Genomic DNA, 14,824 nt, shown 5'->3' with positions numbered 1-14,824 from the left:
CCGGGGCCGTGACGCGCGGCCTCGGCCGCCTCTCTCCATGCCGGGGCCGGCCTCCCAATCTTCAAGCAGGAAGACCACCACATTGCGACAGACCCTGAGCAGGGGAGTGTTCACGGCGGCCGCTGCCGCCACGGGCATTCTGTCCCTGTACGGAACCCCCGCCCTCGCCGACTCGTTCGCGGGGGGCGGTGCCGAGGATTCTCCCGGTGTGCTGTCCGGGAACAACGTGCAGGCGCCGGTCCACGTGCCGGTGAACGCGTGCGGCAACACCGTCACCGCCGTGGGCGCTCTCAACAGCGCGTCCGGCAACACGTGCGTCAACGAGTCCGGGGGACACGGTGAGAAGGCCGGCGGCGCGCACGCGGCCGGCGGCGCCAAGGGCTCGCCCGGCGTGCTCTCCGGGAACAACGTGCAGGCGCCCGTCCACGCCCCCGTGAACGCGTGCGGCAACAACGTCACCGTCGGCGGCGGCCTCAACAGCGCCTCCGACAACACCTGCGCCAACGTCTCCGGGGGCTCGCACGGCGAGAAGAAGTCCTCGGACCGCTCGGCGCACCCCCACCACGAGGCCTCCTCGGGCGTCTCGCACTCCGAGAGCGGCGGGGCCCACGCGGTCGGCGCCGCCAAGGGCTCGCCCGGCCTGCTGTCCGGCAACCTCATCCAGGCGCCGGTCCACGTGCCGGTGAACGCGTGCGGCAACAGCGTCAACCTCGTCGGCCTGTTCAACGAGGCCAGTGACAACACCTGCGTCAACGAGTCCGGCCACCACCACGGGGAGAAGGAGCCGGAGAAGACGCCCGAGAAGGACAAGCCCGAGCCGCCCGTCAAGGAGAAGACGCCGCCGACTCCCGTCGAGCCGCCGGCCGTCCACACCCCGGACAGCCCGCCGCACCTCGCCGAGACCGGCACCGACGGCCTGATGGCCGCCTCCGCCGCCGGCGCCGTGCTGCTCACCGGCGGGGCCATGCTGTACCGCCGCGGCCGCGTCGGCGCCCGCCGCTGACGGCCCCGCGGACGCAGGGCCCGCCCGCCCGGCGTCCGCGCCCCCGGCACGAAGCGTCCCCCGGACCGTCCGGTCCGGGGGACGCTTCGTCGTACCAGCCGTCAGCCGCGCACCGGGGCCGGCGTGCCGCCGCGGCCGGAGCCCGCGGGCACCGGCACGGTCCCGCGCACCGGGGCCGAGCGCAGCCGCCTGCGCACCCCCTGCACCAGCGTCGACGCCGTGAAGGTCGCGCCGTGCACGAACCGCATCGCCGGACCGAAGCCGGACGCCGTCACCAGCCCCGCCATGAACAGCCCGGGGTAGGACGACTCGAAGCCCCGGTCCAGCACCGGAGACCCGTCGGGCAGCGCCGTCAGGGAGCCGCGCAGCTCCGCCGACAGCAGCCCCAGCCGGTCACGGTGCGCCTTGAACCCGGTGGCGGCGATGACGTGCTCCGTCTCCATCGTGCGCCGCGCGCCCGACACGTCGGCCAGCTCCAGCCGCAGCCCGCCCGGCACCGCTGCCGCCGCCGTCACCTCGTGCCCCGGCAGCAGGTCCACCGCGCGCTCCACCCGCTCCCGCACCCACCAGGCGCCCGCAGGACCCAGCGCCGTCGCCGCGATCCGCGTCCGCGTCGCCTCCGGCAGCCGCCGGAACAGCCCCGGCCGCTCCGAGTAGAACCAGTTCCGCCAGCCCGGCCCCAGACCGCTGTGCGGCGAGCGCAGCGACTGCCACCACGGGCGCTCCCACGGCGGCGGCACGTCGTTCCAGCGCAGCCGCTCCGCCCGCGCCAGCACCCGCACCCGCGTGCCCTGCTCGGCGAGCAGCGCCGCCGTCTCCAGCGCCGCCTGCCCGCCGCCGATCACCGTGACGTCCTTGCCCTGGAAGGAGCCCAGGTCGCTGTGGTGGCTGCTGTGCGTCACCAGCGTCGGATGCAGCCCGCGCAGCGCCGCCGGCACCTCGATGAACGGCATCACGCCCACCGCGAGCGCCACCGTCCGCGCGTGCAGCACCTCCCCGTCCTCGGCGACCGCGCTGAAGCCCTCGGGGCCCGACGACACCCGCGCGATCATCCGCTCGTCCACCTCCGGCACGGCGTTGCGCGCGAACCACAGCCCGTACGAGGCGAAGTCCTCCACCGGGATCGGGTGCGCGTGACGGGCGGTCAGACCCCGCTCCGCGCAGTACGCCTCGAGCCGCCAGCGTCCCGCAGGGTCGGACAGGTTGGACGCCCACGGCTCCGACTTCAGGAACATCCCGGACGGCATGTGGTCCCGCCAGGACGCCATGGTCCTGCCGAAGACACGCAGGTTCAGTCCGGCGGCCGCCGCGTGCGACGCGATCGACAGACCGTACGGACCCGCGCCCACCACCAGAAGGTCGTACATCATCAGCTGCTCGCTTTCTCGTTGTCGGTCGTCAGGGAGGGCGTGTGAGCCCGGGGCGCGGGGCGCTGCGCCGGGACCTCGGCCGCGGCGCCCAGCCGCCGGCGCAGCCGGCCGGACACATGACGGGCCCACAGGGCCCACATCGCCCAGCCCGGGGCGCGGTCGTCGCCGGCCCACCAGGCCAGTTCGCGCCCGCCCGGCGCGGGACGCAGCGCGGCGAGGGGCGCGTAGTTCTCCACCACGAACGCCCTGCCGGTCACCGGATCGCCGTCCGGCAGCGGACGCCCCGTCAGGTCCGCGTGCAGCGCCCGTACGACGTCCAGGCCGGCGCTGTCGGTGAACAGCCGGAACTGGGCGCCGGGGCGCGGGTTGAAGTCGAGGAGGTGGTAGCGGCCGGTGGCGCCGCAGCGGCGGAAGTCCAGGTCGAGGATCCCGCGGTAGCCCAGCTCGCCGGTGATCCGCTCGGCGAGGGCGGTCACCTCCGAGTTGGGCGTCCAGCGGCCCACCGCGGTCAGTCCCGCGCCGCGCGGCCAGGACAGGTGCTTGCGGCCCGGCCCGCCCGCCCGCACGGTGCCCGTGCGGTCGGCGTAGCCGTGGAAGAACCAGTCCCGGTCCGTGCCGGGCGGCAGATACGCCTGGAGCAGCAGCGGGCTGCCCGCCTCCGCGGTGCGCGCGTGCAGCTCCCGCGCCTCGCGGGCGGTGTGCAGCACCTGGGTGCTGCGCAGCCCGGAGCCCGCCGGGAGCAGCCAGGGGCGGCTCCACTTGGCGACCACCGGCAGCCCGAGCCGCAGCGCGTCCTCGGCGGCGCGCGCCGGGGTGTCCGGGACCTCCGTGCGCGGATGCGGCACGCCCACCGAGGCGCACACGGCGGCCAGTTCCGCCTTGTCCGCGACGCGTTCGGGCAGCGCCGACGGCATCACCGGCAGCAGATAGGAGGGGACCAGTTCCTCCCGCAGCCGGGCCGCGGCGATCGCGGTGGCGTCGTCCATCGGCACCAGCACGGCCGGACGCCCCACCTGGGCGGCGACCCGGCGCAGCACGGCGAGGACCGCGTCCGCGGACGCGTCCGGGGGCGGCGGGGTGTGCAGCCGGCGCACGAACCGCGAACGGGCCACGGGACTTCCCGTGCAGTCGGCGACGACATGCACGTCCACCCCCGCCCGGCCGAGCGACCGGACGGCGCCCAGTGTTCCGTGGTGAAAGGGATTCCGGTCGATCCGCAGCACGACCGCGGGAACCCGGGTGTCAAGCAGGGACACGCATTCTCACTTTCTTCTGGCGCCGTCTCACCCACACGGGCGAGAACGGCACTCGAAAGCCGCAGTGGCAGTGGCACTGTCGTATTTCGTATGGCTGACTTCATATGACTGGCCGTCAACAGCGAGGCATCAGGCAGCAGACGGACGCGAGTGAGAAGAGGAGCAGCCAATGGCCCCACAGCACAGGCGGGTCCGGGCCCGCGCCCTGGCCGTGGGCGCGGCGGCGGTCGCCGTGTCGGCCGCCCTGGCGGCGGGCCCCGCGGCCGGGGCGGTGCCCATGGACGAGACCGGGGCCGCGCTGCCGGGCCCCACCGGGCGCCCCACACCGGCCGCCGGAGCCCAGCCCGCGCCGGGCGCCCAGCCCGCCGCGTCGGCCTTCCCCACCCCCGACATCCACATCCCGGCCGTGTCCGTGCCCGAGCTTCCCGCCGTCCCGGCGGTGCGGCCGCCGTCCGTGCCCGCCCCCGCGAAGGGCGTGCCCCCGTTCGGCGCCTTCCTCGCCTCCGACGAGCGCGGCGTGGAGCGGATGGAGCAGCTCAGCCGCTGGCTCGGCGGCGCGGAACTGCGCGTGGGCCACACCTACCTGCCCGGCAACCACTGGAGGGACATCGAGGGCGACGTCGGCTTCCTCCAGGCGTGGGCGGACTGGCGCAACGCCGACGCCAAACGGATGCTCGTCCTCAACGTCCCGCTCCAGGAGCGCAACGAGGCGGGCGTGCCCGACGAGGAGGTCCGCGAGCTGCTGCGGCGCGGTGCGGCCGGCGAGTTCGACCACCACTTCCGCGCCCTCGCCGAGCGGCTCGTCGCCCTGAAGATCCCGGACACCGTCCTGGTCCTCGGCTGGGAGATGAACGGCGTCACCTACACCCACCGCTGCGGACCCGACCCGGAGAACTGGAAGAAGTACTGGAACCGCATCGTCACCACGATGCGTTCCGTCCCCGGCCAGAAATTCCGGTTCGAGTTCACGCCCAACCGGGGCCGCGACGCCGTGCCGTGGACCACGTGCTATCCCGGCGACGACACCGTCGACATCATCGGAATGGACTCCTACGACCAGCCGCGCGGAATGTCCTTCGACGAACAGGTCAAGGAGCCCTACGGACTTCAGGCGCACGTCGATTTCGCCAAGGCGCACGGAAAGCCCATCGCCTATCCGGAATGGGGGCTTTTCCGCAACGGGGACAATCCCGAGTACATGCGCCGCATGCTCGCCTGGATGCAGCAGCACCGGCCGCTCTACCACACGGTGACCGACTACTGCCCGCACGGCGTCTGGCAGTGCGACGACAACCCGGACTCCTCCCGCGTCTTCCGCAACGCCCTCCACGGCCGCACGCCCGAGGACCCGCAGACCCCGGCGCCCGCCGAGCCGCCCTCGGGACCGCAGCTGCCGGAGCACTGCATGCCGCTGGACCTCGGACGCTGGGTGGAGCACTGGCTCGGCGGGAAGCTGTGCCTGCGCCTCGACTGGTGGACGCGCTCCGGATGACGCCGGGACCGCCCGGGCCGGGCTCGCCGCCGTCACCGCGGCACGTCGGCGGCGGAGGCCGGACCGGGCACGGAGGCGCTGGGCGCGGGCTCCCCGTCGCGGCCGCCGCGGCGGGGCCGGGCCAGCAGCGCCAGGCCGCCCAGCAGCCCGCCCGCGCTCGCCCCGACCAGGGCGGTCACGACAGGCGACGCGGAGGCGGGCGCGGACGGCTTCACCGCGCGGGAGAACTGCACCAGCCGCACCCGGGTGCTGTCCTTGGTGTCCTCCGCGTGCCGGGTCAGCGCCCGCGCCACCGCGTTCGCCATGTCGACGGCCGTCCCGGGCCGTTCCGAGACGGCCGTGACGGACACCATCGGCGCGTCCGGCGAGGTCGCCGTGCGCACGCTGTCCCGCAAGGTGCGCACCGGCACACCGGCCCACACCTGCGCGTCCCCGAGCACCGCGAGCTGGGTGGCCACCCGCCCGTACGCCTGCGCGAAGCCGCGCGCCGACTCCGGGGTGGCCTGGTCGGTGGGGACGGCCACGACGTAACTGGTGGCCGTGTACTCGGGCGGGGTGAGCAGGCCGTACGCGCCGCCGGAGAGAGCGCCGAGCAGCGTGCCCGCCACCAGCGCGGACCAGGCCGGCAGCCTTCTGACACGGTCCAGGGACGGAAGGCGCAGACGGGTCGGGGTGTCGGTCATGAGGACGGTGCTTCCTTGACGTGGAGGGACGGGGAGGGGCGGCCGGCCACGGCGGCCGCGTACACGTCCATGAGGCGGGCCGAGCTGCGGGTGATGCTGTAGTGGCGGGCGGCCTCGGCGGCCGTGCGCGGGGCCGGGCCCGCCGTGCGGACCTCGGCGATCGCCCGGGCGTACGCCTCCGGGCCACCGCGCACCCGGCGCGCGCCGGCGGAGGCGTCCGGCGGCAGGTCCTCGATCGCCGGGCAGGATCCGTGCAGCACGGGCAGCCCGGCGGCCAGCGCCTCGACCGCCGCCAGCCCGAACGCCTCCTCCGTGGACGGGGAGGCGAACAGGTCCATCGCCGAGGTGAGCGAGGGCAGGTCGGGGCCGGGGGAGCCGTCGGGCACGGCGGGCCGCTCCCCGGTGAACAGCACCCGCCCGGACACCCCGGCCTCATGGGCGGTGCGGCGCAGCACATGCTCCTCGGGTCCGCCGCCCACCAGCAGCAGCCAGCAGTCCTCCGGGAGCCGCGCCAGCGCCCGCACCAGGACGTCGAACCGCTTGCCGGGGGCGAGCCGGCCCACCCCGCCGACGACGAACGCGCCGTCCGGCAGGCCGAGCCGCCGGCGGGTGCGCTCCCGCCGCTCCGGATCGAAGCGGAAGCGGTCCAGCTCGATGCCGTTCGGCACCACCTCGATCCGGGGAGCGGGCACCCCCCACCGCTTCAGCCGGTCCGCCACGGTCGGGGACACGGCGACCGTCGCCGAGCCGAGCCGTTCGCTCGCCAGGTACAGCGCCCGCACGCCCTGGGTGAGCGCGCGGCCCTCCATCTGGGAGTCACCCAGCGAGTGCTCGGTCGCCACGACCGCCCGCACCCCCGCCATCCGCGCGGCCGGCCGGCCGTAGACGCAGGCCCGGTACAGGTGGGTGTGGACCAGGTCGTAGCGGCCGGAGCGGATCACCCGGACCAGACGCGGCAGCACGCCCACGTCGCGGTTGCCCGCCATGCCCAGGTGCAGCACCCGCACCCCGTCGGCGCGCAGTCCCTCGGCGACCGGGCCCGGGTTGGTGAGCGTCACCACGTCGCAGTCGACGGGCAGATGACGCAGCAGCAGCCGCAGCTGCTGCTCGGCGCCGCCCACGCCGAGACCGGTGATGATGTGGAGCGCCCTCATCTCACACGCCCTCCACCGGACGGCGGCGCCAGCGGTGCAGCCGCAGCTTCAGGTGCAGCCGCCACGCCGTGTCCTGCTGCCCGACGTGCGCCCGCGGCAGGGCGTGCGGGCCGGTCAGCGGGCCCGGGTCGATGGCGCAGGCGTACCGGTAGCCGGCCCTGCGCACGGCCTCGACGGCACGCGCGTCGACCGTGCCGTACGGGTAGCAGAAGCCGTCCACGGGAGCGCCGGTCAGCTCGGCGAGCCGGGCGCGGCTCCCCGTCACCTCGGCGGCCAGCAGCGCGTCGTCGGCGCGGGTCAGGTCGACGTGGGTCAGCCCGTGCGAGCCGATCTCCACGCCCTCCCCGGCGGCGCGCCGGATGCCGTCCGCGTCCAGCAGCGGCTTGCGCGGGCCGAGCGGGTCCCAGGCGTTGTCGCCGCCGAGCCGCCCCGGCAGCACGAACAGGGTCGCGTTGAACCGGAACCGTCGCAGCGGAGGCAGCGCGCCGGTGAGGAAGTCGGTGTAGCCGTCGTCGAAGGTCAGGCCCACCAGGTCCCGGCCCTCGCCGCGGGCGCGCGCGTCCAGCAGCTCCGCCACGGACACGCCCCGCAGCCCGCGCCGGCGCAGCCAGGTCAGCTGATGCTCCAGCCGGTCCGGGGTGACCGTGATGCGGTACGGGTCGTCGGAGCAGTCGCCCACCGAGTGGTACATCGCCACCCAGGGGACGGTCGCCGGGCGGCGCGCCGCCGGGGTCGGGTCGGCGAGCGGGGGTTCAACGGGTGCGGCCATGTGTGAGCCTTCGTGTGACGGTACGGACGGAGCGCCGCGCGGTCGCGGCGCCCACGCCCAGGGCGGACAGGGCGATCGGGACGAAGACGGCGGTGACGGCGAGGCAGCCGGCCGCGAGCGCCGCCACGGGCGAGGCGAACCGGCCCGCGGCGAACACCCCCGCGGCGACGGCCAGGACGGAGGCGAGGACCGGACGGCCCAGGTCGGCGAGGACCCGGCGGACGCCCACCGTGACGCCGGCCGCGGCGCCCGGCGCGTCCCCTGCGGGGGCGGCGCGCAGGCCGGTCAGCAGCAGGACGGCGGTGACGGTGATGCCGGCGGCGTTGGCCGCGGCGATCCCCGCGACCCCCCAGCGGCCCACCGCGAGCGCGCCGATCAGGGACGTGGCGACGATGCCCACGCCCATCACGCCCAGCGGGTACCAGCGGGCGCGGCCCGCCGAGAAGTAGCAGCGGACCAGCGCGCCCACCAGGGTCTGGCCGAGCAGGCCGAGCGCGTACACCCGCATCACGTCCGCCGTCGCGGCGGTGTCGGACGCGGTGAACGCCCCGCGCTGGAAGAGCAGTCCGATCATCTGCGGGGCGCACGCGACCACCGCGCACATGCCCAGCAGCACCACGCAGGACGCCAGCACCAGATCCCGCTGCACCCGGGCGCGGGCCCGCGCGGTGTCCCCGTCGGCGAGCGCCCGCGCCACCACCGGGAAGGTCACCGTGCACACCATCAGCGACAGGGTCATCGGGATCTGCGCGACCTTCTGCGCGTAGTTGAGGTGCGAGATCGCGCCCGCGGGCAGCGACGACGCCAGGAACCGCTCGACCAGCACCTGCGACTGGCGGCACAGCGCGAACAGCAGCACGGCGGCGATCAGCGCCAGCCGCACCGGCCGCTCCTCGTCCACCGGGCCGTCGACGGCGGTGGCCGGCGCGGGCGTACGGGACGTGAACTGCCGCCACAGCGACGGCAGTTGCACCGCCACCATCAGACAGCCGCCCACCGCGACCCCGGCCGCGGCCGCCCGCACCCCCCACTCGCCGCCGAAGGCGAACATCGTCGCGATGATCCCGGTGTTGTACGCGACGTAGATGGCCGCCGGGGCGAGGAAACGGCGGTGCGCCCGCAGCGCGGCACTGCAGTACCCGGCCAGCCCGAAGGCCAGCAGGCTGAGCGCGGTCAGCCGGGTGCAGTCCACGGCGAGCCCGGGGTCCGGCAGCCCGGGCGCGAGAACGGCCACCAGGTACGGCGCCCCCGCGGCGGCCAGCGCGGCCACCGCGGCGAACGCCAGGCACAGCCGCGGCAGCGTGGCCCGCACCAGCTCCCGCACCGGGTCGCCGGGGACGCCCCGCGCACGCCGGGCCAGCGCCATGCTGAACGCCGGGATCAGCGCGATCGCCAGCCCGTCCTCGATCAGCAGCGTCGCCGCCATCTCCGGCACGGTCCACGCGACGAGAAACGCGTCGGTGTCGCTGCCCGCCCCGAACAGCCGCGCCAGCGACTGGTCCCGGACCAGTCCGAGCAGGGACCCGGCGATGGACAACGCGGCGGTGAGGAGCGCGGCGCGGGCGAGGAAACGGCGGGAGGGGTTCGGCTCTCCCTGCCCTTGCGCACCGGGGGAGGGGCGGTCGCCCTGCGGGCGGGGCGCGTCCGCGGTGCGGGCCCTCGCGCGGGACGGGACGCTCTCCGTGCGGGGGCCGGGCGCGGTGCCCGTGGCCTGGTGAGGGAAGGACGTCATCGGGCCACCGCCTCCTCGACACGGCCGGGAAAGGTGTCCCGGCGGGCCGCGCCCGCGGCGGCCCGCTCCGTCAGCCCCCACCACGCCGTCAGGCCGAGGGCGACCCCGGTCAGGACGGTCGACGGGCCGCCGATGTCGCCGTACACGTAGTCGACGAGCTGCCACAGCAGCAGGCCGCAGGCGATCAGCGCGCAGTCGAGGCCGGACCCGTCGCGGCGCGCCCGCCCGAGCGCGCGCACCGCGCACACCAGCAGCGCCAGCCAGCTCCCCACGAGCGTGCAGAAGCCGAGCAGCCCCTGCTCGCTGAGCACCAGCAGATACATGCTGTGCGGGGAGAGCAGCGCCTGCTTGTGGTACGTCTCCCCGGCGCCCTCGATGTCGCTGCCCGAGGACAGCGCGAGCGTGGCGTGCCCGTCGCGGTACTCGGGGAAGTTCTTCAACCCCACCCCGGTCAGCGGCTGTTCGCGCCACATGCCGACGGCGGACGCCCACAGCGTGTACCGGTCGACCACGGACTGGTCGGGGGCGTCGGCGACCTGCGTGATGCTGTCGATCCGCTCCTGCAGCATCGCCGTGCCCACCCCGAAACCGCCCACGAGGATCACCCCCGCCGCGACCACGGCCGCCCCCACCTTCAGCGCCCGCCGCAGCCCCGCCAGCGCGAGCTGCACCGCGCAGGTCAGGGCGGTCGCGATCCAGGCGCCCCGGCTGAAGGACACCGCCAGCGGCACCAGGAGCACGGCCGCGCACCCGGCGGCCGCCGCCCGCTGCCACGCCGGGGTGCGGCCCAGCGCAAGACCGGTCGCGCAGACCGCGCCGAGCGCCACCGCCGTGGCCATGCCCATCACGTCCTGCGCCCCGAAGGTGCCCACCGCGCGGACGGTCTCGCCCTGGTAGGAGGCGCCGGTCGCGGTGACGTACTGGTGCACGCCGACAGCCCCCTGCCACAGCGCCAGCCCCACGAACGACCAGGCCAGCAGGCGGAAGTCGGCCCGCCCGCGCAGCAGCACCAGCACGGCCGCCGGGACCAGCACGAACACCTGCAGATAGCGGGCCATCCCGCCGAGCCCCGCCGCCGGCGAGGCCGCGCCCATGGCGGCGACCGCGAGCCCCGCCACGGGCAGTCCCAGCACCACCGCCGCGCGCGGCGACAACGGACGCCGCCGCTCCCGCAGCAGCAGGATCACGCAGTACCCCACCGCCAGCGCGGACACCGCGTCGGCCGGTCCCGCGCCGTCGCCCGCGACCGGCAGGCCCAGCAGCGCGACCACCGCCACCAGGGGCAGCACCGGCGCCAACCGGGCGGCCCGGCGCGGCAGAGGCAGTACGGGGACGTGGCTCACCTGGCGTCAGCTCCCCGTCGGACGGACCAGCGTGACCGCCGTGCGCAGCAGGATGCAGACGTCCTGCCACAGCGACCAGTCGTCGATGTACGCGTTGTCGAACCGGGCGCGGTCCTCGATCGAGGTGTCCCCGCGCAGCCCGTGGATCTGCGCCAGCCCGGTGATGCCGGTGCGCATCCGGTGCCGGGCCGCGTAACCCGGGTACGACTGGCTGAACTGGGCGACGAAGTAGGGGCGTTCGGGGCGCGGCCCGACCAGGCTCATGTCGCCGCGCAGCACGTTCCACAGCTGGAGCAGCTCGTCCAGCGAGGTGCGGCGCAGCATCCGGCAGAAGCGGCGCATCTCGTGCTCGTTGGCCACGCTCCACCGGGTCGCCGACTCGTGCTCGTCGACCGGCCGGTGGGTGCGGAACTTCAGCAGCGTGAACGGTCTGCCGTCCCGCCCGATGCGCTCCTGGCGGAACACCACCCCGGGCCCGTCGGTGAGCCGCAGCGTCACCGCGCACACCAGCAGCAGCGGACTGACCAGCAGCAGCAGCGTCCCCGACACGAGGATGTCGAGCAGCCGCTTGCCCGCGCCGCCGGCGCGCACCGGGGCGAGGTCCAGCCGGCGGCAGGAGAACCCGGCCAGCCGCTCCCGCGCCGGGTACGGCGCGCCGTCGGCGTCGACCTCCCACACCACGCACCCGGACGCGGCCAACGACCGCAGCAGCGCGCCCTGTTCGGTGCGCGCCGACGGGTCCACGGCGAGCACCGCCCGCACCCCGTTCTGGATGACCGCCCGCTCGACCTCCTGGTCCGTCCGCAGCACGGGAACGCCCCCCTCGGCCCCGTCCCCCTGCACGGCGACGACCCCCACCGGCCGCACCCCGCTGCGGGGGTGGCGCAGCACGGCGGCGGCCACGCGCTGCGCGGTCGCCGCGGGACCGATGACGAGGGCCGCCCGCGGGCGGCGCAGCAGCGCGGCGCGGCGCCGCCCGTGCACCAGCGCGCGCAACCCGCCGGCCGCCGCCACCTGCACGGCGCACCCGGTCAGCACGGTGGCCACGGACAGCGCGTCCTGCGGCCGCAGCGCCGCCCACAGCGCGGCGGCGGCCAGCCAGGCCACCGCCACCCGCCCTCCCACGGAGGGCAGTTCGTCCAGCAGCGCCGGCACCGGAGTCCGCCCGCCGCGCGGGCGCAGCAGCAGCGACGCCCCGGCCACCAGGGCGAGGAGCGACAAGGAGTGCCCGGCGGACGCCCACCAGGCGAGCAGGGCCGCCGCGCCGTCCGCGAGGAGCAGGGGGACGGGGGAGGCGGGACGGTCGGGGGGCCGCGCGGCCGGCAGCCGGGAAGCGGTGCCGGAGCCGCGCGGGGGCATGACGGACAGGGGGGAGGACCCGTGCTCCCGCGGTGCGACACCGGGGGAGGTCACGGTACGTTCGGCGGTCACGAGTGGATGGACTCCCTGTGCTCTGAGTGCTCGACGCGCTGTGTCGTCCGGTCGGCCTCGGCGCCGCCGGCGGCCGGCCGGAGCGGCTGCGCCCCGGAGACGGCCGGCCGGGCGCCGAGCAGATCGCGGTAGACGCCGGCGACCGCCCTCGCGGTGTGCCGCACGTCGTGAAGGGACAGCACATGCCGGCGGGCCCGGTCGCCGAGGGAGGCGCGCAGCGGCGGGTCGAGCAGCAGCGCGGCCATGGTCCGGGCGAGCGCCCGCGGGTCCTCCGGCGGCACCAGGCAGCGGTCGGCCAGCGACGGCGGCAGGCTCTCGCGGGCCCCGTCGACGTCCGTGACCACCACGGGCCGCGCGCAGGCCATCGCCTCCAGCGGGGCCAGCGCCATCCCCTCCCAGCGGGACGGCAGCACGACGAGGTCGGCGGCCTGGTACCAGGGCGCCGCGTCCGCCACGGCCCCGGCGAACAGCACGGAGCGCGGCGCGGCGGCCCGCAGCCGCTCCCCGTCGGGACCGTCGCCGACCAGCACGAGCCGCGCCCCCGGCACCCGCCGCCCTACGGCGTCCCAGGCGCGCAGCAGGACGTCCTGCCCCTTCTGCCGGCACAGGCGCCCCACGCAGACGACGAGGGGCGCGTCCGTGGCCATGTCGTGCCGGGCGGCGAGTTCGGCCCTGACGGAGCCGGTGTCCTCCGCGGGCCGGAAACGCTCGGGGTCGATGCCGTTGGGCACGACGGTCCACCGCCCGCGGATCCCGGCGTTCACCCCGGTGTCCCGCTCCGCCTCGCTCACGCAGATCACCCGGGAGGCCCAGCGCGCCGCCCACCGCTCCCAGCGCAGGGCGAGCGCGGCCGTGCTCCCGCCGACCGCCTCGAACGACCAGGCGTGCGGCTGGAACACGGTCGGGACGCGCCCGCGCACGGCGAGCCGCCCGGCCAGCCCCGCCTTCGCGCTGTGCGCGTGCACGAGGTCCGGCCGCACCTGACCGACGATGGCGGCGAGTTGCCGTACCTCCCGCACCAGCGAGGGACCGGGCGAGCGGGTCGCCTCCCAGGTGCGGACGTGTGCGCCGAGGGAGCGCAGCCGGGTGGTGAGAGGGCTGTCGGGGCAGACGGCGGCGACGTCCATGCCGTCCGCGAGCTGCGCCCGCACCAGGTCGGTCACGACGCGGGCGACGCCTCCGTCCACGGGCTGGGTGAGGTGCAGGACCCGCGGCCGGCGGCCGGGCGGTGTCAGGTCCGTGGACACGGCTTCCTCGCTCACGCAGGTGTTCGGGAGGGGGGACGGCGGATTCACGGCCGGGCGTCGACGGCGGCGAAGAGCACGCCGGCCCACGCGGCGTCCCGCTGGGAGGTGAGGCGGAAGGACGCCTGCTCACCGGCGTGCGTCAGGAGCCCGCCGAGGTCGAACACGTCGGAGTCGTAGCCGAGGGTGTTGGCGTACGCGGGCACGCGCGAGGAGGGCGCGTCCGACGGGCTGGAGATGGTGGAGTTCAGCACGTCGTCGGCCGGGTTGGCGCCGTTGCCGAGCGCGGTGGCGGTGTCGCCCGCGGCCAGGACGAGGGAGTCGCCGGCGGCGCCCCGGTCGCCGTTGTAGGCCACCAGGCCCGCCCGGCCCCCGGCGGCGGCCGGGAACGGCAGGCCGCGCAGCGCGAGGGTCGCGCCGGAGTCACCGCTCAGCGGGGCGAAGCCGTCCCACACGGACAGGTGCCGCAGCGGCTCGGCGTCGTTCTCGTACGCCACCACCAGCGTCCAGCCGCCCCAGGCGCCGGCCGCCGACCGTCCGCCGGCCACGTTGATCTGCGCGACCGTGTAGAGCCCGGACCCGCTGTCCCGCACCAGCCGCGTCACATCCGCGGAGGCCTGGAAGGCGTCCATGCCGCCCGCCACGCGGTGCCCTACGACGGTGTCCGCGAGCAGCTCCTTGTAGTTGCCGCCGGGTTCGGCGATCAGCACGCGCTCGTTGTCCTCGGCCGGCTTCTGCTCGCCGACGAGCAGGTTGCCGCCCCAGTACAGCCGCGCGTACGTCACCCGCGACCCCTTGGGCAGCCGCACCTCCCCCTGGGAGGAGTTGTACGTGTTGGGGTCGTCGTCGACGTCGATGTAGTGCATGTCGAAGTCGCCGTTCACACCCGGGCGCACGCCGTTCTGCACCGAGCGGCAGGAGGACACCGAGGCGCGGCAGGTGGCGGAGGAGTTGGCCGCGCGCACGATGTTGCCGTGCTGAAGGGCCCGGTAGCGCTCGCCGAAGGGGAGTACCTCCGCTTCCGGAGCCGGCGCGAAGGGCGCTGCGGTCGCGGCGACGGCGGTGGGGCCGCAGGGCGCCCACAGCGCGGTCAGGGCGAGGGCGCCCACCGTCGCACGGCGAAGCAGCTGACCCAGGGTTTGGCGCATGACCGTTCGGAGCCTTTCGGAAAAGGGTGGCGGCGGCACCGCAGCGGGGACGAGTGCGATGCGTCCGCCCAGTGAAGGTGCGTCGGAGCACCGCAACTCTAGTCACCAAACGGACAAACACGGTGAAATTCGCCTAAGGGTGGCAAGTGTGTTGAAATCGTGAAGCCGGGTTTGCTGCGCCCGCGCCGCCGCACCCCGG

General features: G+C 75.8%; 12 protein-coding genes. 2 read left to right on the top strand and 10 right to left on the bottom strand.

Going from position 1 to position 14,824, the window contains the following annotated elements; translation table 11 throughout:
- The first annotated feature begins 82 nt into the window (after positions 1–82).
- The gene (locus ACP7TJ_RS11185) at positions 83–1,003 is read left to right on the top strand and encodes a chaplin (protein ID WP_246532004.1); all 921 of its coding nucleotides are present in this window, start codon (positions 83–85) and stop codon (positions 1,001–1,003) included.
- A gap of 101 nt (positions 1,004–1,104) precedes the next feature.
- Here the strand turns inward: ACP7TJ_RS11185 and ACP7TJ_RS11180 are convergent, their stop codons facing one another.
- Positions 1,105–2,370, bottom strand: coding sequence for an NAD(P)-binding domain-containing protein (locus ACP7TJ_RS11180; RefSeq protein WP_093767298.1), 1,266 nt, complete (start codon positions 2,368–2,370; stop codon positions 1,105–1,107).
- A 2-nt stretch (positions 2,371–2,372) separates the two neighbouring features.
- Positions 2,373–3,629: an ATP-grasp domain-containing protein gene (locus tag ACP7TJ_RS11175; RefSeq protein WP_167741797.1), complete on the bottom strand. Its 1,257-nt coding sequence runs from the start codon at positions 3,627–3,629 to the stop codon at positions 2,373–2,375.
- 169 nt (positions 3,630–3,798) lie between these two features.
- Here ACP7TJ_RS11175 and ACP7TJ_RS11170 point away from each other — a divergent pair, with 169 nt between their 5' ends.
- A complete protein-coding gene (locus ACP7TJ_RS11170; protein WP_427762995.1) occupies positions 3,799–5,121 on the top strand; it encodes a glycoside hydrolase family 26 protein in 1,323 nt (440 codons plus the stop codon).
- Between the two features lie 32 nt (positions 5,122–5,153).
- Here ACP7TJ_RS11170 and ACP7TJ_RS11165 read toward each other — a convergent pair whose 3' ends face one another.
- From ACP7TJ_RS11165 to ACP7TJ_RS11130, 8 genes are read right to left on the bottom strand one after another with little or no spacing between them, the layout of a single operon-like run.
- Positions 5,154–5,804, bottom strand: coding sequence for a lipopolysaccharide biosynthesis protein (locus ACP7TJ_RS11165; RefSeq protein ID WP_093767276.1), 651 nt, complete (start codon positions 5,802–5,804; stop codon positions 5,154–5,156).
- Entirely contained in the window at positions 5,801–6,958 is a 1,158-nt protein-coding gene (locus ACP7TJ_RS11160) for a glycosyltransferase (protein ID WP_167741795.1), read from the bottom strand. Before ACP7TJ_RS11160 ends, ACP7TJ_RS11165 begins: the two co-directional genes overlap by 4 nt.
- 1 nt (position 6,959) lies before the next feature.
- Positions 6,960–7,727: a polysaccharide deacetylase family protein gene (locus tag ACP7TJ_RS11155; protein WP_427762993.1), complete on the bottom strand. Its 768-nt coding sequence runs from the start codon at positions 7,725–7,727 to the stop codon at positions 6,960–6,962.
- The gene (locus ACP7TJ_RS11150; RefSeq protein WP_427762991.1) at positions 7,711–9,459 is read right to left on the bottom strand and encodes a lipid II flippase MurJ; all 1,749 of its coding nucleotides are present in this window, start codon (positions 9,457–9,459) and stop codon (positions 7,711–7,713) included. The genes ACP7TJ_RS11155 and ACP7TJ_RS11150 overlap by 17 nt, the downstream gene beginning before the upstream one ends.
- Entirely contained in the window at positions 9,456–10,802 is a 1,347-nt protein-coding gene (locus ACP7TJ_RS11145) for an O-antigen ligase family protein (protein WP_367487988.1), read from the bottom strand. The genes ACP7TJ_RS11150 and ACP7TJ_RS11145 overlap by 4 nt, the downstream gene beginning before the upstream one ends.
- A 6-nt stretch (positions 10,803–10,808) precedes the next feature.
- Positions 10,809–12,233 (bottom strand): exopolysaccharide biosynthesis polyprenyl glycosylphosphotransferase, encoded by a 1,425-nt coding sequence (locus ACP7TJ_RS11140; RefSeq protein WP_093764168.1) that lies wholly within the window; start codon positions 12,231–12,233, stop codon positions 10,809–10,811.
- Positions 12,230–13,480 (bottom strand): glycosyltransferase family 4 protein, encoded by a 1,251-nt coding sequence (locus ACP7TJ_RS11135; protein WP_093764167.1) that lies wholly within the window; start codon positions 13,478–13,480, stop codon positions 12,230–12,232. Before ACP7TJ_RS11135 ends, ACP7TJ_RS11140 begins: the two co-directional genes overlap by 4 nt.
- Positions 13,481–13,524: 44 nt before the next feature.
- Positions 13,525–14,625: a DUF3344 domain-containing protein gene (locus ACP7TJ_RS11130; RefSeq protein ID WP_189909798.1), complete on the bottom strand. Its 1,101-nt coding sequence runs from the start codon at positions 14,623–14,625 to the stop codon at positions 13,525–13,527.
- Positions 14,626–14,824: the final 199 nt, after the last annotated feature.

The sequence above is a fragment of the Streptomyces sp. DSM 41931 genome, from assembly GCF_050271085.1.
GTDB classification, from domain to species: domain Bacteria; phylum Actinomycetota; class Actinomycetes; order Streptomycetales; family Streptomycetaceae; genus Streptomyces; species Streptomyces albogriseolus.
Note: the sequence above shows the minus strand (reverse complement) of the source record. Positions and strands in the feature narration are given on the sequence as shown.

Excerpts from the sequence above, each read along its gene's own strand:
- ACP7TJ_RS11180 (WP_093767298.1), bottom strand. The coding sequence starts at position 2,370 with ATGTACGACCTTCTGGTGGTGGGCGCGGGTCCGTACGGTCTGTCGATC.
- ACP7TJ_RS11170 (WP_427762995.1), top strand. The coding sequence starts at position 3,799 with ATGGCCCCACAGCACAGGCGGGTCCGGGCCCGCGCCCTGGCCGTGGGC.
- ACP7TJ_RS11165 (WP_093767276.1), bottom strand. The coding sequence starts at position 5,804 with ATGACCGACACCCCGACCCGTCTGCGCCTTCCGTCCCTGGACCGTGTC.
- ACP7TJ_RS11160 (WP_167741795.1), bottom strand. The coding sequence starts at position 6,958 with ATGAGGGCGCTCCACATCATCACCGGTCTCGGCGTGGGCGGCGCCGAG.
- ACP7TJ_RS11155 (WP_427762993.1), bottom strand. The coding sequence starts at position 7,727 with ATGGCCGCACCCGTTGAACCCCCGCTCGCCGACCCGACCCCGGCGGCG.
- ACP7TJ_RS11150 (WP_427762991.1), bottom strand. The coding sequence starts at position 9,459 with ATGACGTCCTTCCCTCACCAGGCCACGGGCACCGCGCCCGGCCCCCGC.
- ACP7TJ_RS11130 (WP_189909798.1), bottom strand. The coding sequence starts at position 14,625 with ATGCGCCAAACCCTGGGTCAGCTGCTTCGCCGTGCGACGGTGGGCGCC.